Annotated in this window: 9 protein-coding genes and 1 tRNA gene; 3 read left to right on the top strand and 7 right to left on the bottom strand. The window is 51.7% G+C overall.

All coding sequences use genetic code 11. The annotated features are described in order from the left end of the window. Window positions 1–42: 42 nt before the first annotated feature. From truB to HYN51_RS01910, 6 genes are all read right to left on the bottom strand, one after another. Complete coding sequence (gene truB, locus HYN51_RS01935) at window positions 43–990, bottom strand: tRNA pseudouridine(55) synthase TruB (protein ID WP_108901297.1); 948 nt, start codon at window positions 988–990, stop codon at window positions 43–45. Next, window positions 990–1,391: a 30S ribosome-binding factor RbfA gene (gene rbfA, locus HYN51_RS01930; RefSeq protein WP_108901296.1), complete on the bottom strand. Its 402-nt coding sequence runs from the start codon at window positions 1,389–1,391 to the stop codon at window positions 990–992. Before rbfA ends, truB begins: the two co-directional genes overlap by 1 nt. A 70-nt stretch (window positions 1,392–1,461) precedes the next feature. Then, complete coding sequence (infB, locus tag HYN51_RS01925; RefSeq protein WP_108901295.1) at window positions 1,462–4,137, bottom strand: translation initiation factor IF-2; 2,676 nt, start codon at window positions 4,135–4,137, stop codon at window positions 1,462–1,464. Window positions 4,138–4,160: 23 nt separating this feature from the next. Continuing rightward, the gene (nusA, locus tag HYN51_RS01920) at window positions 4,161–5,648 is read right to left on the bottom strand and encodes a transcription termination factor NusA (RefSeq protein ID WP_108901294.1); all 1,488 of its coding nucleotides are present in this window, start codon (window positions 5,646–5,648) and stop codon (window positions 4,161–4,163) included. Between the two features lie 20 nt (window positions 5,649–5,668). Further along, window positions 5,669–6,121, bottom strand: a complete 453-nt coding sequence (gene rimP, locus HYN51_RS01915) for a ribosome maturation factor RimP (RefSeq protein ID WP_157953063.1) — start codon at window positions 6,119–6,121, stop codon at window positions 5,669–5,671. Window positions 6,122–6,322: 201 nt separating this feature from the next. Further along, window positions 6,323–6,399: transfer RNA gene (locus tag HYN51_RS01910), tRNA-Met, on the bottom strand. A 587-nt stretch (window positions 6,400–6,986) separates the two neighbouring features. Between HYN51_RS01910 and HYN51_RS01905 the strand changes: the two genes are divergently transcribed. The 3 genes from HYN51_RS01905 to yjiA all read left to right on the top strand — a co-directional run bounded on the left by HYN51_RS01905 (window position 6,987) and on the right by yjiA (window position 10,475). Then, window positions 6,987–9,140, top strand: a complete 2,154-nt coding sequence (locus tag HYN51_RS01905; protein WP_108901292.1) for a carbon starvation CstA family protein — start codon at window positions 6,987–6,989, stop codon at window positions 9,138–9,140. Between the two features lie 146 nt (window positions 9,141–9,286). After that, window positions 9,287–9,490, top strand: coding sequence for a YbdD/YjiX family protein (locus HYN51_RS01900; protein WP_108901291.1), 204 nt, complete (start codon window positions 9,287–9,289; stop codon window positions 9,488–9,490). A gap of 19 nt (window positions 9,491–9,509) precedes the next feature. Then, complete coding sequence (gene yjiA / locus HYN51_RS01895; RefSeq protein ID WP_108901290.1) at window positions 9,510–10,475, top strand: GTPase; 966 nt, start codon at window positions 9,510–9,512, stop codon at window positions 10,473–10,475. Between the two features lie 224 nt (window positions 10,476–10,699). Here yjiA and HYN51_RS01890 read toward each other — a convergent pair whose 3' ends face one another. Further along, window positions 10,700–23,293 (bottom strand): Ig-like domain-containing protein, encoded by a 12,594-nt coding sequence (locus HYN51_RS01890; RefSeq protein WP_157952954.1) that lies wholly within the window; start codon window positions 23,291–23,293, stop codon window positions 10,700–10,702. Window positions 23,294–23,676 lie beyond the last annotated feature (383 nt).

The raw sequence follows: 23,676 nt of genomic DNA, 5'->3' as shown, positions 1-23,676 counted from the left end.
GTTTAAGTTTCTAACTAACTCAAAACGTGGAAACATATTCTCTCATTCAACCGGGTTTTCAACTACCAGACGACGGGGGGCTACGCGACCATCGTCGTCGATTTGGCCGACGCCGATAAATTCGCGTTCATCACCTACGGTAATGCGCACCAGTCCACTACGTGGGGCACCGGCGACTTGTACTGCTTGCCCTTGTTTAACGTATACGCCCATGACTGGCAGTAAGTTAACTTCCGGAAAATCAGCAACGGCGCTATCCATTGGTAGCAACAGTGGATCTAAATCTTCTGCCGGGGCGCGTTCTTCAGCCTGGGCGCTATTAACAATTTGTTCAAGCTGAGTTAACGTTACCATCCGTTCAGTTGGGTAGTCCGCCACATTTAGGCGGCGCAGGTATATCACATGAGCACCACAGCCCAGTAACTCACCCAAATCATCAACGATGGTGCGAATATAAGTACCTTTGGAACAATGGATTTCCAACTCCAGCTCGTTACCTTCCCAGCGGATGAATTTCAGTTCATACACTGTGATTTTTCGGGATTCGCGCGGAACGTCGATTCCCTGCCGGGCATATTCATACAGCGGTCGACCCTGATATTTCAATGCGGAATACATTGATGGGATCTGGTCTGATTCTCCACGGAAAGTCTCAAGCGCACCATCAAGTTGCGCTTGAGTAAAGTTAACCGGACGTTCAGAAATGATAGCACCATCAGAATCAGAGGTATCCGTTCTTTGCCCTAACCGCGCGATCACTCGATAACGTTTATCGGCATCCAATAAGAACTGGGAGAACTTAGTGGCTTCTCCCAGACAGATTGGCAACATGCCCGTAGCCAGCGGATCCAGTGCACCCGTGTGCCCCGCCTTATTGGCGTTAAAGATACGTTTTACCTTCTGCAGGACATCGTTGGAGCCTATGCCTGTCGGCTTATCCAGCAGCAGAACACCATGTATATCGCGACCGCGACGACGAGGACGTCCCATTACTCTTTTTCCTCATCCTCACCGGCAGCCGCACGGCGCTCGGCATCATTCTTTACTACGCTGGTAACTAGGTTGGACATGCGCATACCTTCTACCAGTGAATTATCATAAGCAAAGGTCAATTCAGGAACAACCCGTAGACGCATAGCCTTTCCTAACAGCGAACGGATAAAACCAGATGCATCCTGTAGGGCTTTCAGACCTGTTGTGATGGCGTCGTCGTCATTGTCGTTCAGGAAAGTCACGAATACTTTGGCGTAGGCCAGATCCCGTGAAAGTTCAACACCAGAAACCGTTGCCATTCCAATGCGCGGATCTTTGACTTCACGCTGTAAAATGATGGCAATCTCTTTTTGCATCTCCTGAGAAACGCGCTGAGTCCGGCTAAATTCTCTTGCCATAAATATAATCTCCAAAACAATGAGGGGGGCGCCAGGCCCCCCAAATGGATACTACTTTAAGCCATAGATATTAAGCGATAGTCCGCTTAATCTCGATAACTTCAAACACTTCAATCAGGTCGCCAACGCGAACGTCATTGTAGTTCTTCACGCCGATACCACATTCCATACCGTTACGTACTTCACTGGCATCATCTTTAAAGCGACGCAGGGATTCCAGTTCGCCTTCATAGATAACCACGTTGTCACGCAGTACGCGGATTGGGTTATGACGTTTAACAATACCTTCAGTCACCATACAACCAGCGATGGAACCAAACTTCGGTGAACGGAATACGTCACGCACTTCAGCCAGACCAATGATCTGCTGTTTATATTCAGGCGCTAGCATACCGCTCATGGCTTGTTTCACTTCGCCAATCAGGTCATAAATAACCGAGTAGTAACGCAGATCCAAACTTTCCGCTTCTACTACTTTACGCGCAGAGGCATCAGCACGCACGTTGAAGCCTAAAATGATTGCGTTAGACGCGGCAGCCAAAGTAGCATCAGTTTCAGTAATACCACCGACGCCTGAACCAACGATCTTCACTTTCACTTCATCAGTAGACAGGTTCAACAGTGATTCACAAATCGCTTCAGTAGAACCCTGAACGTCCGCTTTCAGAACGATATTCAGTTCAGAAACATCACCTTCTTCCATGTTAGCAAACATGTTTTCCAGTTTAGACTTCTGCTGACGAGCCAGTTTCACTTCGCGGTATTTACCCTGACGATATAAAGCTACTTCACGCGCTTTCTTCTCATCACGAACCACAGTCGCTTCATCACCGGCAGCAGGAACCGCTGACAGCCCCAGAATTTCTACTGGAATAGATGGGCCAGCTTCACTGATTTCACGACCCACTTCATCACGCATTGCGCGAACGCGGCCATATTCGAAACCACACAGAACGATATCGCCTTTACGCAGTGTACCTTCCTGAACCAGAACCGTTGCCACAGGGCCACGACCTTTATCTAGGAATGATTCAATCACCACGCCACTAGCCATGCCTTCACGTACTGATTTCAGCTCCAGAACTTCAGCCTGCAACAGAATCGCATTCAGCAGCTCATCAATACCGGTACCGACTTTCGCAGAAACAGGAATGAACTGAGTGTCGCCGCCCCACTCTTCAGGCAGAACGTTGTGCTGAGACAGTTCTTGCTTGACTCGATCCATATCGGCTTCTGGCTTATCGATCTTGTTCACTGCAACCACTAAAGGAACTTTCGCCGCTTTAGCATGCTGAATAGCTTCGATAGTCTGTGGCATCACGCCATCATCTGCCGCAACCACTAGAACAACGATATCCGTTGCCTGAGCACCACGAGCACGCATTGAGGTAAATGCGGCGTGTCCTGGGGTATCCAGGAAGGTGATCATGCCGTTTTCAGTTTCAACGTGGTAAGCACCGATATGCTGGGTAATACCACCCGCTTCGCCGGATGCCACCTTAGTTGAACGGATATAGTCCAGCAGGGATGTTTTACCGTGGTCTACGTGACCCATGATGGTAACAACCGGTGCACGTGGCTCCAATGCTGCATTGGTATCACGGTCGCTCATCAGCGCTTCTTCAAGCTCGTTTTCACGACGCAGGATAACTTTGTGGCCCATCTCTTCAGCAACCAGCTGGGCTGTTTCCTGATCGATAACCTGATTGATGGTCGCCATGGCACCCAGTTTCATCATGGTTTTAATAACCTGAGAACCTTTAACTGCCATTTTGTTTGCCAACTCAGCAACGGTGATGGTTTCACCAATCACTACGTCACGGTTTACTACCTGAGCCGGTTTATTAAAGCTGTGTTGTAATGTGCTTGGCTTACGCTTACCTTTACCACCACGGGTAACGGCGCGAGCCTCTTCACGGTCGGCTTTCGATTCAGAGAGTTTATTCCCTTTCTTCGGCTTGCCTGATTTACCACCGCGAGCGCGACGTTCGCCTTCCACTTTACGATCGTTCTCATCTTCGGCTTCACGAGCATGGTGAGATGTAGTGACGTGATAATCTTCTACGACCTCTTCTGCTTGCGATTCAGATGCCCAACGACCTTCATTCTCTTCTGCCATTTTGCGAGCTTCTTCCGCTACGCGTTTGGCATCTTCTTCAACCTTGCGCTGCATCTCTTCTTCAGCTTTACGCTTCAGTTCTGCCGCTTCTGCTTCACGACGGGCTTTTTCCGTCTGGGCTGGTTTTTCAGCCTTTTCTGCAGATTTATTCGCTGTTGTCGCCACTTTAGCTTTCTCTTCAGCCGCTTTCTTAGCAGCAGCGTCACGCTTGGCTTTCTCTTCCGCTTCGCGTTTCGCCTGCTCTTCTGCAGCGCGTTTGGCTTTCTCTTCTGCTTCGCGTTGGGCTAATTCTTCCGCTTCGCGTGCAGCCTGTGCTTCTGCTTCCTGAGCTTCTTGTGAGTCGCGGTTTACATAAGTCCGTTTTTTACGTACTTCAATCGGGACAGACTTACTCTTACCACCGGTACTTGGAATACTCAGTGTACTATGGGTTTTACGCTGCAACGTAAGTTTACTTGGTGCACCACCATGTTCATGATTAAGGTGCGCCAGCAAAGCTTCTTTTTCCTGCTGGGTAACAGAGTCCGATACAGACTTTTTAATACCTGCATCAGCAAACTGCTGCAACAGGCGGTCTACCGGAGTTTGAATCTCTTCGGCCAGCGATTTTACGGTTACTTCTGACATGCTGTTCCTTCCTGCTACAGTGATTACTCTTGATCGCCAAACCAACAAATATTGCGTGCGGCCATAATTAACTCGCCAGCTTTCTCGCTGGTCAGGCCATCAATATCTGTCAAATCGTCAACACCTTGCTCTGCAAGGTCTTCTAACGTACAAACGCCTTTCGCAGCCAATTTGTACGCCATAGAACGATCAAGATTAGGCAGACTTAATAAATCTTCTGCCGGCTTGTTGTCGCCAAGGCTCTCTTCCTGCGCTAATGCCAGCGTCGTTAACGCATTTTTAGCACGGGTACGTAACGCTTCAATGGTGTCTTCATCCAGACCGTCAATTTCTAACAGCTCTTTCACCGGCACATAGGCCAACTCTTCCAGAGATGAGAAACCTTCCTGTACCAGTAGCGTGGCGAAATCTTCATCGATATCCAGATACTTGGTAAAGGCATCAATCGCAGCGTACGTTTCTGCCTGATGTTTTGCATGTAACTCTTCGGTTGTCATCACGTTCAGCTCCCAGCCAGTTAGCTGAGCAGCAAGACGAACGTTTTGACCGTTACGACCAATCGCCTGAGCCAAATTACCGGCTTCTACAGCGATATCCATGGTATGTCTATCTTCGTCAACAACGATAGAGGCCACGTCTGCGGGGGCCATCGCATTAATCACAAACTGTGCTGGATTATCATCCCATAGCACGATATCAATACGCTCACCGCCCAGTTCACCTGAAACGGCTTGTACACGTGCACCGCGCATACCAACACAAGCACCAACTGGGTCGATACGCTTATCGTTGGTTTTCACTGCGATTTTCGCACGAGAACCTGGGTCACGGGCGGCTGCTTTAATCTCGATAACTTCTTCGCCAATTTCCGGTACTTCAATGCGGAACAGTTCGATCAGCATTTCCGGGCGTGAACGGCTGATAAATAGCTGAGCACCACGGGCTTCCGGGCGAACGATATACAGTACGCCACGAACGCGGTCACCAGGGCGGAAGTTTTCGCGCGGTAACATATCTTCACGACCGATAACGGCTTCTGCGTTGTTACCTAAATCAAGAATGATACTATCACGGTTAACTTTTTTAGCTACGCCAGTAACAATTTCGCCTTCATACTCACGGAATTGTTCAACAACCATAGCGCGCTCAGCTTCACGTACTTTTTGTACGATAACCTGCTTCGCGGTCTGGGTTGTGATACGGTCAAACGTTACCGATTCAATTTGATCTTCAACGTAATCGCCAACCTGAATTTCAGGTTCATCAAGACGAGCAGCATCTAACGTAATTTCACGCGTTGGCAGAGTAACGGTTTCAACCACCATCCAGCGACGGAAAGTATCAAAATCGCCGGAACGGTGATCGATACTTACGCGTACGTCAATTTCTTGCTCATACTTTTTCTTAGTTGCTGTTGCCAGAGCTGTTTCTAGCGCCTCGAAAATTTTCTCACGAGGAAGCGCCTTTTCATTAGAAACCGCTTCAACAACAGCCAGAATCTCTTTATTCATCTAGTTGCCTCATATGAGCTCTAAAAGTGGGGGACCAGATTCGCTTTCTGAATATTGCTCAGCGCGAATACTTCATCTTTACCTTCCACATCAAGAGTTATCATTTCACCCTCGACGGATTTAATCTTGCCTGCCCATCTACGACGGTTTTGTACACCCATGCGTAAAGTCAGGGATACGTCTTCATTGATAAAGCGCTCATAGTGAGCTGTTGTGAATAACGGTCTTTCTAGGCCCGGAGACGATACCTCCAGGTTATAGGCCGTGGTAATTGGATCTTCAACATCCAACACCGCACTGACCTGATGACTGACATCGGCGCAATCATCAACATTAATACCGTTTTCACTGTCAATGTAGATACGCAGTGTCGATTGACGCCCACGGATGAACTCAATTCCAACCAGTTCAAAGCCTAATGCTTCTACCGGTGCGCTTATCAACTCTGTCAACTTCTGCTCTAGCGTGGCCAACCCCACCCCCAAGACATAAAAAAAGGGCATAAAGCCCAGTGATTCTGCTGTCTAATAACAAAAAACCCCGATAAGTCGGGGCTTTTGCAACTGGACCCTGTTACTGAGAAAGCGATTGAGCCACTAACACAGTGAGTATCTTTTCGAATAAACAGCCGCAACAATCTGCCGCTGCTCTATTTGAAAATAAACTAGGGAAAATGGTTGCGGGGGCCGGATTTGAACCGACGACCTTCGGGTTATGAGCCCGACGAGCTACCAGGCTGCTCCACCCCGCGTCCGAACGATGCGTATAATACGCTAACCACCTGCAAAACGCAAATGTTCAAAAGGTAATGCTTATGGGACAGGCCTTAAATACTAATGCAATTGGCTAATAATAAACATTAACCAGCCTCGCCTGTCTAAATCCAATTACTGCATCTTTTATATTTGCATACGATAACTTAATGACAATATAAACACCTCAGATACGCTGATAATACGGACTCCGCTGGAAGAAATCAAAATTTTATCCATTGGTACATCACCGTATTCATTCTCAAAATGTTCAGAATAAGCCACACAACAAGAAAACACGCTATTTGATTAATCAACCACCGCCGCTCTACCGGTAGGCTGAACACTCAACCACTCACCATGCGATTTTAACCGCTTAGCCTGTAGATCAAACCGCTGACTCAAATTGGGATGTTCTCCCTTGACGCGCGCAATGATAATGAGCCGTCACTAGTATATTCCCCCCTTATTTATCATCATGAGGGTGGAAAGGACGTTTGTCCGGAGCAGGCAACGATTTGCTTAAAACGACATATAACCGGGCTAATTACTCAATTTATTACAGATTAGGAAGAAAGGATACCTCATGAAAAGAGAGGGAATATTAAAACATATCCCATGGATATTGTTGGCAATACTCGGTGCATCTTGCTTGGGCGTAGTTGCCCTGCGCCGTGGTGAGCACATCAGTGCCCTGTGGATTATCGTTGCTTCGGTATCGGTTTATCTGGTGGCATACCGCTACTACAGCCTTTACATCGCTTCTAAAGTGATGCAATTGAACCCAAATCGTGCAACACCAGCCGTCATCAATAATGACGGTCTGAACTATGTACCAACTAACAAGAAAGTCCTGTTTGGTCACCACTTTGCTGCTATCGCTGGTGCGGGTCCTTTAGTTGGTCCTGTATTAGCTGCACAAGTTGGTTATCTGCCTGGTACCCTATGGCTACTCGCCGGTGTGGTATTAGCAGGTGCAGTACAAGACTTCATGGTACTGTTTATCTCCTCACGCCGTAATGGTGCTTCTCTGGGTGAGATCATTAAAAAGGAAATGGGCCCGGTTCCGGGAACTATCGCGCTGTTTGGCTGCTTCCTGATTATGATCATCATTTTGGCGGTACTGGCTCTTATCGTTGTTAAAGCCTTGGCCGAAAGCCCATGGGGTGTGTTCACCGTATGTTCTACTGTACCGATCGCGCTGTTTATGGGTGTTTACATGCGCTTCTTACGCCCAGGTCGTGTGGGCGAAATTTCGGTTATCGGTATCATTCTGTTAGTTGCATCCATCTGGTTCGGTGGCGTTATTGCCCATGACCCATACTGGGGCCCTGCTCTGACATTTAAAGACACCACTATTACCTATACGCTGATTGGTTATGCCTTTATTTCTGCCTTACTGCCTGTATGGTTGATTCTGGCACCACGCGATTATCTGGCGACCTTCCTGAAAATCGGCGTTATCGTTGGTTTAGCAATTGGTATCGTGATCCTGAACCCAGACCTGAAAATGCCTGCAGTAACGCAGTTCGTTGACGGTACAGGTCCAGTTTGGAAAGGTTCACTGTTCCCATTCCTGTTTATTACTATTGCCTGTGGTGCTGTTTCTGGCTTCCACGCACTGATTTCTTCTGGTACTACACCAAAACTGCTGGCTTGCGAAACCGACTCTCGCTTTATCGGTTACGGTGCAATGCTGATGGAATCTTTCGTAGCTATCATGGCTCTGATCGCGGCTTCTATTATCGAGCCAGGTCTGTACTTTGCAATGAATACCCCGCCAGCAGCGTTAGGCATCACCATGCCAGACCTGCACAGATTGGGTACTTCAGATGCGCCAATGATCATGGAGTCACTGCGTGACGTAACTACCCATGCTGCGGCTACCGTTAGCTCTTGGGGTTTTGTCATTAGTCCTGATCAAATCCTGCAAACTGCTAAAGATATCGGTGAACCTTCAGTACTGAACCGTGCGGGTGGTGCTCCAACATTAGCTGTTGGTATTGCACACGTATTCCATCAGATCATCCCTGCTGCAAACATGGGCTTCTGGTACCACTTTGGTATTCTGTTTGAAGCACTGTTCATCCTGACTGCTCTGGATGCCGGTACGCGTTCTGGCCGCTTCATGCTGCAAGACCTGCTGGGTAACTTTGTACCATTCCTGAAGAAAACGGATTCTCTGATTGCCGGTATCGTCGGTACAGCGGGTTGTGTTGGTCTTTGGGGTTACTTACTGTATCAAGGCGTAGTGGATCCATTAGGCGGCGTTAAGAGCCTGTGGCCTCTGTTCGGTATCTCCAACCAGATGTTAGCTGCTGTTGCTCTGGTTCTGAGTACCGTTGTACTGATTAAGATGAAGCGTGCCAAGTACATTTGGGTTACTGTGATTCCAGCTATTTGGCTGTTAATCTGTACCACTTATGCACTGGGTCTAAAACTGCTGAGCAACAATCCACAGTTAGAAGGCTTCTTCTTCCAGGCTAACAACTATAAGCAGAAGATCGCTGATGGTGGCGCTAACCTGACTGCACAACAGATTGCTAACATGAACCACATTGTAGTCAACAACTACACTAACGCTGGTTTAAGCATCCTGTTCCTGTTAGTGGTTTACAGCATCATTTTCTACGGTATCAAAACTGCGATGGCTGCACATAAAAAATCAGAACGTACCGACCAGGAAACGCCTTTTGTGCCAGTTCCTGAAGGCGGCATTCAGATTTCTTCGCACCATTAATATGCGTCGTGGATACGCGACATCATGTGTATGATGTCGTATTCAAGACAACTTAAGATCTGATACTCATGGGCGCAGCAAATACTGCGCCCATTATCCATCAGGTTTACTGATAATCTCTGTAGCGTATTTTCCTGGAGAACAAAATGTTTGGAAATCTCGGTCAAGCTGGTAAATATCTGGGGCAAGCCGCGCGTATGTTAATCGGTGTGCCTGACTATGATAATTATGTTCAACATATAAAGCTCACTCACCCGGACCAAACGCCGATGACTTATGAAGAGTTTTTCCGCGAACGTCAAGATGCCCGCTACGGTGCTGACGGTAAAGGTGGAATGCGCTGCTGCTAATCAACATTGAGGATTCAATATGAAACCCATTGCAGTCACTATCCTGACAGGCTTTTTGGGTGCAGGTAAAACCACACTGTTACGCCATATTCTGAATGAAAATCACGGTTACAAAATTGCCGTTATTGAAAATGAATTTGGTGAAGTACCGATAGACAATACCATCATTGGCGATCGGGCCAGTCGCATCACCACCCTCAGCAACGGCTGCATCTGTTGCAGTAAATCAAATGAACTGGAAGACGCCCTGCTGGACCTATTAGATGGCGTGGATAAAAACCAGTTGGAATTTGACCGGTTGGTTATTGAATGCACCGGTATGGCCGACCCAGGTCCTATTACTCAAGCCTTTTTTGCCCATGAGCTTATTTGCCAACGTTTTCTGTTAGATGGCATTCTCACATTAGTCGATGCCGTACATGCTGACCAGCAACTGAACCAGTTTACTATCTCACAAGCACAAGTCGGCTATGCCGATCGCATTTTGCTGACCAAAACCGATGTTGCGCCCGATAACGAAGCGCTAATCCAACGGCTACAGTTAATGAACGCTCGTGCCCCCATTCATAAAGTGACGCATGGCAATATCGACCTCAGTGTATTATTCGATATCGAAGGCTTTGTGCTTAATGACAAAATGAATGTTACTGCACCAACACCGATCTTTCGCCGCATTCCTCAACCGCAAAATAATATTCAGTCAATCGTGATCTATCACGACCAACCGATAGAACTGATGCAAATATCAGAGGTCATGGAAAACCTTCTGGTGAAATTTGCCGACAATTTACTGCGTTATAAGGGAATTCTGTTGATAAAAGACGAGCCGCGCCGTCTACTATTTCAGGGTGTACAACGCCTGTATAATGCCGATTGGGATCGTGAGTGGCTTCCAGATGAAGAACAAAAAAGCACCATGGTATTCATTGGTATTGATTTACCTGAAGAAGAAATTCGAACCAAATTTGCCGAATTATCAAATTGATCAATAACACCACGCAGAAATATTAAATAATTAACGTCCCGCGTATTTTCGGGACGTTTTGTTTTAATGAGCAATACGCTAACGGCACCATCAGACTTTGTCATCAATCTGAGAGGACACAATATGTGTCCTCTTTTTGTAGAGCAGTAAAAGCGGTAACGATAACTGGCATTGTTCAAATTTATTACCAATAGAACACTTACCGCTAATATTAGTTAACCTATTTACATGTATATGTTTTCTTGAGTTAAAGTATTATCCAACCCCAGTGATACACTATGGTATACATCAAAAGATTGGCTCTCCATTGCATAAGTATGCTGCACGTTGGCATTCCTGATTTCCTCTGGCGAATTAAATAATGTGATATAACCACTATCTTCATCTTCAGCAGAGATCAGAAGAACGCTATGTTGACCATCTTTGTCTTCGAAATGCTCAGGCAAATGGTGTTCTAGTCCTTGTGACTCAGCATTGTTAGCTGAATGATTTATTTGTGAGCCAGTTTGCGTTGGCTCAATCAGATCAATAAGAGGATAACTAAATATCGGACTATTTATGCCACTGACACTACCCGTCATATTTTCATCAACCATTTGAGAATCAGTATGGGAATGATAACCATCAATATTCTGTTCGGTTGTCATCAGTGAAAATAAGGTCGATAATCTCGCAGCTTCAGTATCAACGGTAAAATTACTACTTTGAGTGGCAGAGTTTCCCGCTAGATCGTGTGACGTCACCTCCAAAGACACACTTCCTTGTGGTAAGGCTTCCAAAGCAGCTACGGGTACTGTTATCTGCCAATTACCGTTACTACCTACCTGTCCTGAATAAGTATCGCCGTTTAACGTCACAACAATACTCAGCCCAGGATGAATATGAGTACTACTTCCCGTAATAACTAAATCGGTAGTAATTTCATTGGCGCTAAGGGTGTTATCTGCCGTCACCGAATTAATGCTCAGCGTTGGCTGGTTTACCGTTTCAGTCATAAACGTCAACACTCTGCTGGTATCAGCATCATTGCCACCAACCGTACTGACTGTACCCGTTATCGAATAGGCATTATCGGGCAAGGCTTGTATATCCCCGACTGGAACATTCGTACTCCAACTACCGTCTGATCCTACGGTGGCTGTATAAGAAATGCCATTCAGCGTAATGGTTACTATCTGGCCCGCCTCTATCCCAACGGTACTCCCCCCTATCGCGATAGGGGAGTTGGCTTCCAGTGCATTGATATAATCATCTCCGGTAATCGCATCAATGGCTAATGCCGGAGTACTGGTGCTAATCGTGAAGGGATGGTCAATTGCTATTACATTACCGGATAAATCGCCCATTGTGGCATGTAAGTTAAAATTTCCAGCGCCAAGACTGACTAAATCAGCAGCCGGAATTTCAAAACTCCAGGCACCACTAAGATTTGGATTGATAGTATAAGAAAAAGTACCCATAGTCAGCGTGATCACTGAGCTGACATCATCCCCGGAAGCGATACCGAAAATCCTTACTGGCCCCGTAAGCTCGGCGGCGTTAACGATGTCATCTCCCGTTATCGGCTCAATCGTTAACGCTATATAAGTATCCACAATGACAACATGTTCAGCCGTCGCTTCAGTACCGCTGGTATTGGTAACACTTGCCGAAACAACATAAACATTATCCGGGGTTGCGCCCACTGAAAGTGCAGGGACACTCAAACTCCAACTACCATCGGTTTGAACGATAGCCGTGTAATCAAGATTGTTGAAAGTAACCGTTACGGTTCGACCTGCCGCTACGCCAGTAGACGTACCACTAATCAATAAATCCTGATTAATTTCAAAGGAGTTTATATAGTTATTATCACTAATATCATTAATGGTTAGCGAGAGAGGTGCTGATGCATCAATGGTAATATTGTGACTAACTGAAATGCTATTTAAGGCACCATCGATATAGGCGGCTGTCAAGGTATAAGGGCCATCGGGAAGAGCCTGAATATCAGCTGCTGGAATGTCCAGACTCCAGATACCGCCAGTTAGTATAGCGGTGGTATATTCCACACCATTGAGTGTCACCGTGACAATAATATTGATATCCTCTGGCGAGGCTGTTCCGTTGATGGTCACAGGCAAGGCAGCCTCAGTATTATCAATAATATCATCCCCGGCGACTGTATTAATATTCAGCGCAATCTGAGTATCTACAGTCAGTCCTCCAAGGATAGTTACCGAATTACCACTCACATCCGAGACGCTACCTGTTATCGTATATTCCCTATCCAATAAGGCCCCCATATCCTCTGCGGGTACCACTAGGCTCCAAGATCCGTCTTCCTGTACCGTTCCCGTATAATTCTGGCCATTAAGGTTAATCATAACCATCTGACCTTCTTCAACGTTAGTCGTATTTCCCGTGACGGTCATCGCTTGGGTGATTTCCTGCGCATTAATATAGTTATCACCAGTAAGCGCATTGATAGTTATGGTAGGCAGATTAGTGTGCACATCTACCGTGATGCTATGGTCCACAGTAATGCTGTTCCCCGCCGCATCGGTCAGGCTGACGCTCAGGTCGTAAGGGCCGTCCGCCAGTGCGGTGATATCCGCCGATGGGATGGAGAGGCTCCACGCGCCGTCGCTTTGCACCGTGGTGGTATAACTGGTCCCGTCGAGGATAACCGTCACCGTTTGGCCGCTGTCGGCCGCATCCGCCGTCCCACTGACTACCACTGGCGCTCCTGCCTCGATAGTATTAATAATGTCATCCCCCGCCACGACGCCCACCGTCAGATTGACTAGGGTGTCGACGGTAAAGCTGTCTGACGCCGTGGCCGGGTTACCGGCGATATCTTGTGCGCTCACCGCAATGGCTATGCTGCCTTGGGACAGGGCCTGAGCGTCCGCGGTCGGTACCGTCACGCTCCAACTGCCGCCCGCGCCTACCGTGCCGGTGTAATCAATGTCGTTGATGGTCACCGTCACCAACTGTCCTACTTGTAGATTTGTGCTGCCCCCGCTGACCGTCAGGTCGCTTTGGCTCTCGGTCGCCGAGACAATGTCGTCCGCCGTCACCGGATTGACGCTCAGGGTTGGCAGATTGGCGCTGTCGGTGATTAACACCAACGGCTGACTATCCGACGCCGGGTTACCGGCGGTATCACTCACCGTGGCGGTCACCTGATAGCTGTCGTCAGTCATGTTATCCAAATCCGCCACCGGCACCGTGGTGCTCCACGTGCCGTCGATACCTACCGTGGCGGTGTAAGTCACCCCGTTTAACACCAACGTCACCACCTGCCCTGACGTCACATTGGTCGACGTCCCGCTTAAGGTCAGCGGTGAGGTGGCCTCGGTGGCATTCAGGTAGCCATCGCCGGAGACCGGGGTCAGCGTCAGCGTCGGCAGGTTCGCCGCCCCCGCAGACAGGGTAATGGAATGGTCAACCGTGATGCTGTTCCCCGCCGCATCGGTCAGGCTGACGCTCAGGTCGTAAGGGCCATCCGCCAGCGCGGTGATATCCGCCGATGGGATGGAGAGGCTCCACGCGCCGTCGCTCTGCACCGTGGTGGTATAAGTTGTGCCATCCAGAATGACCGTCACGGTCTGACCGCTGTCAGCCACATCCGCCGTTCCGCTCACCACCACGGGTGCGGCGGCTTCGGCGGCGTTAATAATGTCGTCACCGGCGACGACGCCCACCGTCAGATTCACCAAGGTGTCGACGGTAAAGCTGTCTGACGCCGTGGCCGGGTTACCGGCGATATCTTGTGCGCTCACCGCAATGGCTACGCTGCCTTGGGACAGGGCCTGAGCGTCCGCGGTCGGTACCGTCACGCTCCAACTGCCGCCTGCGCCTACCGTGCCGGTGTAATCAATGTCGTTGATGGTCACCGTCACCAACTGTCCTACTTGTAGATTTGTGCTGCCCCCGCTGACCGTCAGGTCGCTTTGGCTCTCGGTCGCCGAGACAATGTCGTCCGCCGTCACCGGATTGACGCTCAGGGTTGGCAGATTGGCGCTGTCGGTGATTAACACCAACGGCTGACTATCCGACGCCGGGTTACCGGCGGTATCACTCACCGTGGCGGTCACCTGATAGCTGTCGTCAGTCATGTTATCCAAATCCGCCACCGGCACCGTGGTGCTCCACGTGCCGTCGATACCTACCGTGGCGGTGTAAGTCACCCCGTTTAACACCAACGTCACCACCTGCCCCGACGTCACATTGGTCGACGTCCCGCTTAAGGTCAGCGGTGAGGTGGCCTCGGTGGCATTCAGGTAACCGTCGCCGGAGACCGGGGACAGCGTCAGCGTCGGCAGGTTCGCCGCCCCCGCAGACAGGGTAATGGAATGGTCAACCGTGATGCTGTTCCCCGCCGCATCGGTCAGGCTGACGCTCAGGTCGTAAGGGCCGTCCGCCAGTGCGGTGATATCCGCCGATGGGATGGAGAGGCTCCACGCGCCGTCGCTTTGCACCGTGGTGGTATAACTGGTCCCGTCGAGGATAACCGTCACGGTCTGACCGCTGTCAGCCGCATCCGCCGTTCCGCTCACCACCACCGGGGAGCTCGCTTCGGCGGCGTTAATGATGTCATCCCCCGCCACCACGCCCACCGTCAGATTCACCAAGGTGTCGACGGTAAAGCTGTCTGAGGCCGTGGCCGGGTTACCGGCGATATCTTGTGCGCTCACCGCAATGGCTATGCTGCCTTGGGACAGGGCCTGAGCGTCCGCGGTCGGTACCGTGACGCTCCAACTGCCGCCCGCACCTACCGTGCCGGTGTAATCAATGTCGTTGATGGTCACCGTCACCGACTGTCCTACTTGTAGATTTGTGCTGCCCCCGCTGACCGTCAGGTCGCTTTGGCTCTCGGTCGCCGAGACAATGTCGTCCGCCGTCACCGGATTGACGCTCAGGGTTGGCAGATTGGCGCTGTCGGTGATTAACACCAACGGCTGACTATCCGACGCCGGGTTACCGGCGGTATCACTCACCGTGGCGGTCACCTGATAGCTGTCGTCAGTCATGTTATCCAAATCCGCCACCGGCACCGTGGTGCTCCACGTGCCGTCGATACCCACCGTGGCGGTGTAAGTCACCCCGTTTAACACCAACGTCACCACCTGCCCCGACGTCACATTGGTCGACGTCCCGCTTAAGGTCAGCGGTGAGGTGGCCTCGGTGGCATTCAGGTAGCCATCGCCGGAGACCGGGGACAGCGTCAGCGTCGGCAGGTTCGCCGCCCCCGCAGACAGGGTAATGGAATGGTCAACCGTGATGCTGTTTCCCGCCGCATCGGTCAGGCTGACGCTCAGGTCGTAAGGGCCGTCCGCCAGCGCGGTGATATCCGCCGATGGGATGGAGAGGCTCCACGCGCCGTCGCTCTGCACCGTGGTGGTATAAGTTGTGCCATCCAGAATGACCGTCACGGTCTGACCGCTGTCAGCCGCATCCGCCGTTCCGCTCACCACCACCGGGGAGCTCGCTTCGGCGGCGTTAATGATGTCATCCCCCGCCACCACGCCCACCGTCAGATTCACCAAGGTGTCGACGGTAAAGCTGTCTGAGGCCGTGGCCGGGTTACCGGCGATATCTTGTGCGCTCACCGCAATGGCTATGCTGCCTTGGGACAGGGCCTGAGCGTCCGCGGTCGGTACCGTGACGCTCCAACTGCCGCCCGCGCCTACCGTGCCGGTGTAATCAATGTCGTTGATGGTCACCGTCACCGACTGTCCTACTTGTAGATTTGTGCTGCCCCCGCTGACCGTCAGGTCGCTTTGGCTCTCGGTCGCCGAGACAATGTCGTCCGCCGTCACCGGATTGACGCTCAGGGTTGGCAGATTGGCGCTGTCGGTGATTAACACCAACGGCTGGCTGTCCGACGCCGGGTTACCGGCGGTATCACTCACCGTGGCGGTCACCTGATAGCTGTCGTCAGTCATGTTATCCAAATCCGCCACCGGCACCGTGGTGCTCCACGTGCCGTCGATACCCACCGTGGCGGTGTAAGTCACCCCGTTTAACACCAACGTCACCACCTGCCCCGACGTCACATTGGTCGACGTCCCGCTTAAGGTCAGCGGTGAGGTGGCCTCGGTGGCATTCAGGTAACCGTCGCCGGAGACCGGGGACAGCGTCAGCGTCGGCAGGTTCGCCGCCCCCGCAGACAGGGTAATGGAATGGTCAACCGTAATGCTGTTCCCCGCCGCATCGGTCAGGCTGACGCTCAGGTCGTAAGGGCCGTCCGCCAGTGCGGTGATATCCGCCGATGGGATGGAGAGGCTCCAACTGCCGTCGCTTTGCACCGTGGTGGTATAAGTTGTGCCATCCAGAATGACCGTCACGGTCTGACCGCTGTCAGCCACATCCGCCGTTCCGCTCACCACCACGGGTGCGGCGGCTTCGGCGGCGTTAATGATATCGTCACCGGCGACCACGCCCACCGTCAGATTCACCAAGGTGTCGACGGTAAAGCTGTCTGAGGCCGTGGCCGGGTTACCGGCGATATCTTGTGCGCTCACCGCAATGGCTATGCTGCCTTGGGACAGGGCCTGAGCGTCCGCGGTCGGTACCGTGACGCTCCAACTGCCGCCCGCACCTACCGTGCCGGTGTAATCAATGTCGTTGATGGTCACCGTCACCGACTGTCCTACTTGTAGATTTGTGCTGCCCCCGCTGACCGTCAGGTCGCTTTGGCTCTCGGTCGCCGAGACAATGTCGTCCGCCGTCACCGGATTGACGCTCAGGGTTGGCAGATTGGCGCTGTCGGTGATTAACACCAACGGCTGACTATCCGACGCCGGGTTACCGGCGGTATCACTCACCGTGGCGGTCACCTGATAGCTGTCGTCAGTCATGTTATCCAAATCCGCCACCGGCACCGTGGTGCTCCACGTGCCGTCGATACCCACCGTGGCGGTGTAAGTCACCCCGTTTAACACCAACGTCACCACCTGCCCCGACGTCACATTGGTCGACGTCCCGCTTAAGGTCAGCGGTGAGGTGGCCTCGGTGGCATTCAGGTAGCCATCGCCGGAGACCGGGGACAGCGTCAGCGTCGGCAGGTTCGCCGCCCCCGCAGACAGGGTAATGGAATGGTCAACCGTGATGCTGTTTCCCGCCGCATCGGTCAGGCTGACGCTCAGGTCGTAAGGGCCGTCCGCCAGCGCGGTGATATCCGCCGATGGGATGGAGAGGCTCCACGCGCCGTCGCTCTGCACCGTGGTGGTATAAGTTGTGCCATCCAGAATGACCGTCACGGTCTGACCGCTGTCAGCCGCATCCGCCGTTCCGCTCACCACCACCGGGGAGCTCGCTTCGGCGGCGTTAATGATGTCATCCCCCGCCACCACGCCCACCGTCAGATTCACCAAGGTGTCGACGGTAAAGCTGTCTGAGGCCGTGGCCGGGTTACCGGCGATATCTTGTGCGCTCACCGCAATGGCTATGCTGCCTTGGGACAGGGCCTGAGCGTCCGCGGTCGGTACCGTGACGCTCCAACTGCCGCCCGCGCCTACCGTGCCGGTGTAATCAATGTCGTTGATGGTCACCGTCACCGACTGTCCTACTTGTAGATTTGTGCTGCCCCCGCTGACCGTCAGGTCGCTTTGGCTCTCGGTCGCCGAGACAATGTCGTCCGCCGTCACCGGATTGACGCTCAGGGTTGGCAGATTGGCGCTGTCGGTGATTAACACCAACGGCTGGCTGTCCGACGCCGGGTTACCGGCGGTATCACTCACCGTGGCGGTCACCTGATAGCTGTCGTCAGTCATGTTATCCAAATCCGCCACCGGCACCGTGGTGCTCCACGTGCCGTCGATACCCACCGTGGCGGTGTAAGTCACCCCGTTTAACACCAACGTCACCACCTGCCCCGACGTCACATTGGTCGACGTCCCGCTTAAGGTCAGCGGTGAGGTGGCCTCGGTGGCATTCAGGTAACCGTCGCCGGAGACCGGGGACAGCGTCAGCGTCGGCAGGTTCGCCGCCCCCGCAGACAGGGTAATGGAATGGTCAACCGTAATGCTGTTCCCCGCCGCATCGGTCAGGCTGACGCTCAGGTCGTAAGGGCCGTCCGCCAGTGCGGTGATATCCGCCGATGGGATGGAGAGGCTCCAACTGCCGTCGCTTTGCACCGTGGTGGTATAAGTTGTGCCATCCAGAATGACCGTCACGGTCTGACCGCTGTCAGCCACATCCGCCGTTCCGCTCACCACCACGGGTGCGGCGGCTTCGGCGGCGTTAATGATATCGTCACCGGCGACCACGCCCACCGTCAGATTCACCAAGGTGTCGACGGTAAAGCTGTCTGAGGCCGTGGCCGGGTTACCGGCGATATCTTGTGCGCTCACCGCAATGGCTATGCTGCCTTGGGACAGGGCCTGAGCGTCCGCGGTCGGTACCGTGACGCTCCAACTGCCGCCCGCACCTACCGTGCCGGTGTAATCAATGTCGTTGATGGTCACCGTCACCGACTGTCCTACTTGTAGATTTGTGCTGCCCCCGCTGACCGTCAGGTCGCTTTGGCTCTCGGTCGCCGAGACAATGTCGTCCGCCGTCACCGGATTGACGCTCAGGGTTGGCAGATTGGCGCTGTCGGTGATTAACACCAACGGCTGACTATCCGACGCCGGGTTACCGGCGGTATCACTCACCGTGGCGGTCACCTGATAGCTGTCGTCAGTCATGTTATCCAAATCCGCCACCGGCACCGTGGTGCTCCACGTGCCGTCGATACCCACCGTGGCGGTGTAAGTCACCCCGTTTAACACCAACGTCACCACCTGCCCCGACGTCACATTGGTCGACGTCCCGCTTAAGGTCAGCGGTGAGGTGGCCTCGGTGGCATTCAGGTAACCGTCGCCGGAGACCGGGGACAGCGTCAGCGTCGGCAGGTTCGCCGCCCCCGCAGACAGGGTAATGGAATGGTCAACCGTAATGCTGTTCCCCGCCGCATCGGTCAGGCTGACGCTCAGGTCGTAAGGGCCGTCCGCCAGCGCGGTGATATCCGCCGATGGGATGGCGAGGCTCCAACTGCCGTCGCTCTGCACCGTGGTGGTATAACTGGTCCCGTCGAGGGTGACCGTCACGGTCTGACCGCTGTCAGCCACATCCGCCGTTCCGCTCACCACCACCGGTGCGGCGGCTTCGGCGGCGTTAATGATGTCGTCACCGGCGACCACGCCCACCGTCAGATTGACTAGGGTGTCGACGGTAAAGCTGTCTGACGCCGTGGCCGGGTTACCGGCGATATCTTGTGCGCTCACCGCAATGGCTACGCTGCCTTGGGACAGGGCCTGAGCGTCCGCGGTCGGTACCGTGACGCTCCAACTGCCGCCCGCACCTACCGTGCCGGTGTAATCAATGTCGTTGATGGTCACCGTCACCAACTGTCCTACTTGTAGATTTGTGCTGCCCCCGCTGACCGTCAGGTCGCTTTGGCTCTCGGTCGCCGAGACAATGTCGTCCGCCGTCACCGGATTGACGCTCAGGGTTGGCAGATTGGCGCTGTCGGTGATTAACACCAACGGCTGGCTATCCGACGCCGGGTTACCGGCGGTATCACTCACCGTGGCGGTCACCTGATAGCTGTCGTCAGTCATGTTATCCAAATCCGCCACCGGCACCGTGGTGCTCCACGTGCCGTCGATACCCACCGTGGCGGTGTAAGTCACCCCGTTTAACACCAACGTCACCACCTGCCCCGACGTCACATTGGTCGACGTCCCGCTTAAGGTCAGCGGTGAGGTGGCCTCGGTGGCATTCAGGTAACCGTCGCCGGAGACCGGGGACAGCGTCAGCGTCGGCAGGTTCGCCGCCCCCGCAGACAGGGTAATGGAATGGTCAACCGTAATGCTGTTCCCCGCCGCATCGGTCAGGCTGACGCTCAGGTCGTAAGGGCCGTCCGCCAGCGCGGTGATATCCGCCGATGGGATGGCGAGGCTCCAACTGCCGTCGCTCTGCACCGTGGTGGTATAACTGGTCCCGTCGAGGGTGACCGTCACGGTCTGACCGCTGTCAGCCACATCCGCCGTTCCGCTCACCACCACCGGTGCGGCGGCTTCGGCGGCGTTAATGATGTCGTCACCGGCGACCACGCCCACCGTCAGATTGACTAGGGTGTCGACGGTAAAGCTGTCTGACGCCGTGGCCGGGTTACCGGCGATATCTTGTGCGCTCACCGCAATGGCTACGCTGCCTTGGGACAGGGCCTGAGCGTCCGCGGTCGGTACCGTGACGCTCCAACTGCCGCCCGCACCTACCGTGCCGGTGTAATCAATGTCGTTGATGGTCACCGTCACCAACTGTCCTACTTGTAGATTTGTGCTGCCCCCGCTGACCGTCAGGTCGCTTTGGCTCTCGGTCGCCGAGACAATGTCGTCCGCCGTCACCGGATTGACGCTCAGGGTTGGCAGATTGGCGCTGTCGGTGATTAACACCAACGGCTGGCTATCCGACGCCGGGTTACCGGCGGTATCACTCACCGTGGCGGTCACCTGATAGCTGTCGTCAGTCATGTTATCCAAATCCGCCACCGGCACCGTGGTGCTCCACGTGCCGTCGATACCCACCGTGGCGGTGTAAGTCACCCCGTTTAACACCAACGTCACCACCTGCCCCGACGTCACATTGGTCGACGTCCCGCTTAAGGTCAGCGGTGAGGTGGCCTCGGTGGCATTCAGGTAACCGTCGCCGGAGACCGGGGACAGCGTCAGCGTCGGCAGGTTCGCCGCCCCCGCAGACAGGGTAATGGAATGGTCAACCGTGATGCTGTTACCCGCCGCATCGGTCAGGCTGACGCTCAGGTCGTAAGGGCCGTCCGCCAGCGCGGTGATATCCGCCGATGGGATGGAGAGGCTCCACGCGCCACCTGTTTGTACCGTAGTGGTATATTCAGTGCCTCCCAGCGTCACGGTCACCGTATGACCGCTATCAGCCGCATCTGCAGTTCCACTGACCACCACCGGGGAGCTCGCTTCGGCAGCATTAATGATGTCATCGCCCGCGACGGGATCAACCGTCAAAAATATTTGTGTATCCACCGCGATTGACTTAGTTTGCGTACTATTATTCCTCGCCAGATCGCTAGCGCTCAGTACAATATCTACCTCACCCTGAGGGAGCGCGATTAGATCTATTGATGGGATCTCGATACTCCACAAACCACTGCCATCAGCAACAGTTGTGTAAGTGATGTTGTTTAACACTAATGTGATAGGTTGCCCTATTTCCAGATCGGCATAACTTCCAGTTATGACCAAAGGATTGATACTCTCAGGGCCGTTAATAATGTTATCTATTGCTACCGGATCCAAAATCAGAGTAGGTGGTATCGTATCCACATAGAAGTTTTGTTGAGGTGCGATACCATAATTTCCCAGACCATCAGCAGCAGCAACCGTAATCGTGATTGTTCCATTATCAAGTTGTTGAAGGACCTCTGGGGGTAAATCTAATACCCAGTTTCCATTAATATCAACTTGAGCCACATAAGTATGTCCACCCGCTTCAGGAGCAACAACGATTTCCCATCTACCATTGCTGTCTCGTTGCGTTATGGCATGCTGATTGACATTCAAACCACCAATATTCACCACAACCGTCTGGTTTTCACCAAAAGAATTAGTTACACCACTAAGCCGCTGAGTGCGGTTCACATCATTGCTATTTAGAATATCGTCATTGAAAGGGACGTTTAGCGTAGGGGCTGGAGGAATAAGCGCCATTGTCACAGACTCGCTTACACTGGTACTGTTTTGAGCAGAATCAGTAGCTGTGATCGTTAATGTGTAAATACCATTACTCATATTACTTAATGCATTTGGCGGTAATTCTATACTCCAGACACCTTGTGCATCGACAGTAGTTGTATATTGCTGCTCGTCATAATTGAGTGAGATGTGAGCCCCTGGTTCCGATGTTCCAGTCACTAAGATAACGCCATTAGATTCGGTCAGATTAACCACGTTATCTTGAGTCACAGGATCAACGGTAACCAACGGTGGAATCGTATCTACCATAACCACCGTTGTAACTGTTCCGGTGAGGCCAGCACTATTGGTTGCCACGACCGTGACAGACTGCTCCCCTTGTGCCAGAGAACTCAATATGGATGGCGAAAGCGCTAAATTCCAACCACCGTTATTATCAACATTTGCCGTGTAAGTATTTCCAGCAATAGACACGGTGACACTTTGTCCGGAGCCGGTTATACCTGTTGTACCGCTTATGACCTGTTCGTTTTGGCTTTCAGCAAGATTCAATACGTTATCACCAAACAGTGGGACAACAGTCGGCGCTGGAGGTTGGGGTTCATCAGGCGATAGATCAATAAATAATCCCTTGCTATTACTATTGCTATTCGCAATAGCGACACCTGCACCCAGAATCGCTAAGGCGCCAAGCCCCAATGGGAAGAGATTGTTTGAACTATGCTCTACCAGATAAAGGGGGGAAATATCCTCTATCGATTGATATTCAGGGATAAGGACATCAACGCCCTGACTTTCAGGAAATGTAACATGTACAAGTTCCTGTGCATCATTAGTAAAAACTAATTCACTGTGAGTTCCATCAACTTCAAAAAAGTAATCTTTACATATTACAATGGAGCCATCCATCATATGTATAATAAGATCATTACCTTGCCGCTCATAACTAACAACTGTTTTCACAGCACCATGAATCTTAACAATTGAAGGTTCTGTCAATGTTATAGTCTGAGTTGCAGAGTCAAGCTTAACTGAAGAAATAAAATTCCCACCCTCTCTGGATAAGATATTAATTTCATTATTGATTAAAGCACTTGAATTATTAACGTTATCCATACCATTCCCCAAGATATAAATTTCAGCAGGTGAGAATAATTCACCCACACTCAATAAGATAAATTATGGTATGAGTTAAAAATAATTCCATTGCGCTAATAAAACATGAATTAAATTAACAAAAAAACACAAATTAAAAAATAAATAAAAAAATATTTTTACTAGAAAAATCAATCAAAAACAAAATTAAATTATATTTGACTTGATTAATTACCATGATATAGCTACAAGAAACAACAGTATGATAAAAATGATTTTTTTATAAATACAAAAATTTAAGAACATAAAAATAGATATAACACTAGATTAATACCATTAGACTATTGACAATCACCAAGCCATTAAATAAAAAACAAATAAATATCACACTCAATCATTATAAA

It is taken from the genome of Limnobaculum parvum (assembly GCF_003096015.2).
Lineage (GTDB): Bacteria > Pseudomonadota > Gammaproteobacteria > Enterobacterales > Enterobacteriaceae > Limnobaculum > Limnobaculum parvum.
The sequence above is the reverse complement of the archived record's forward strand: the minus strand, read 5'-3'. Positions and strand labels throughout refer to the sequence as shown.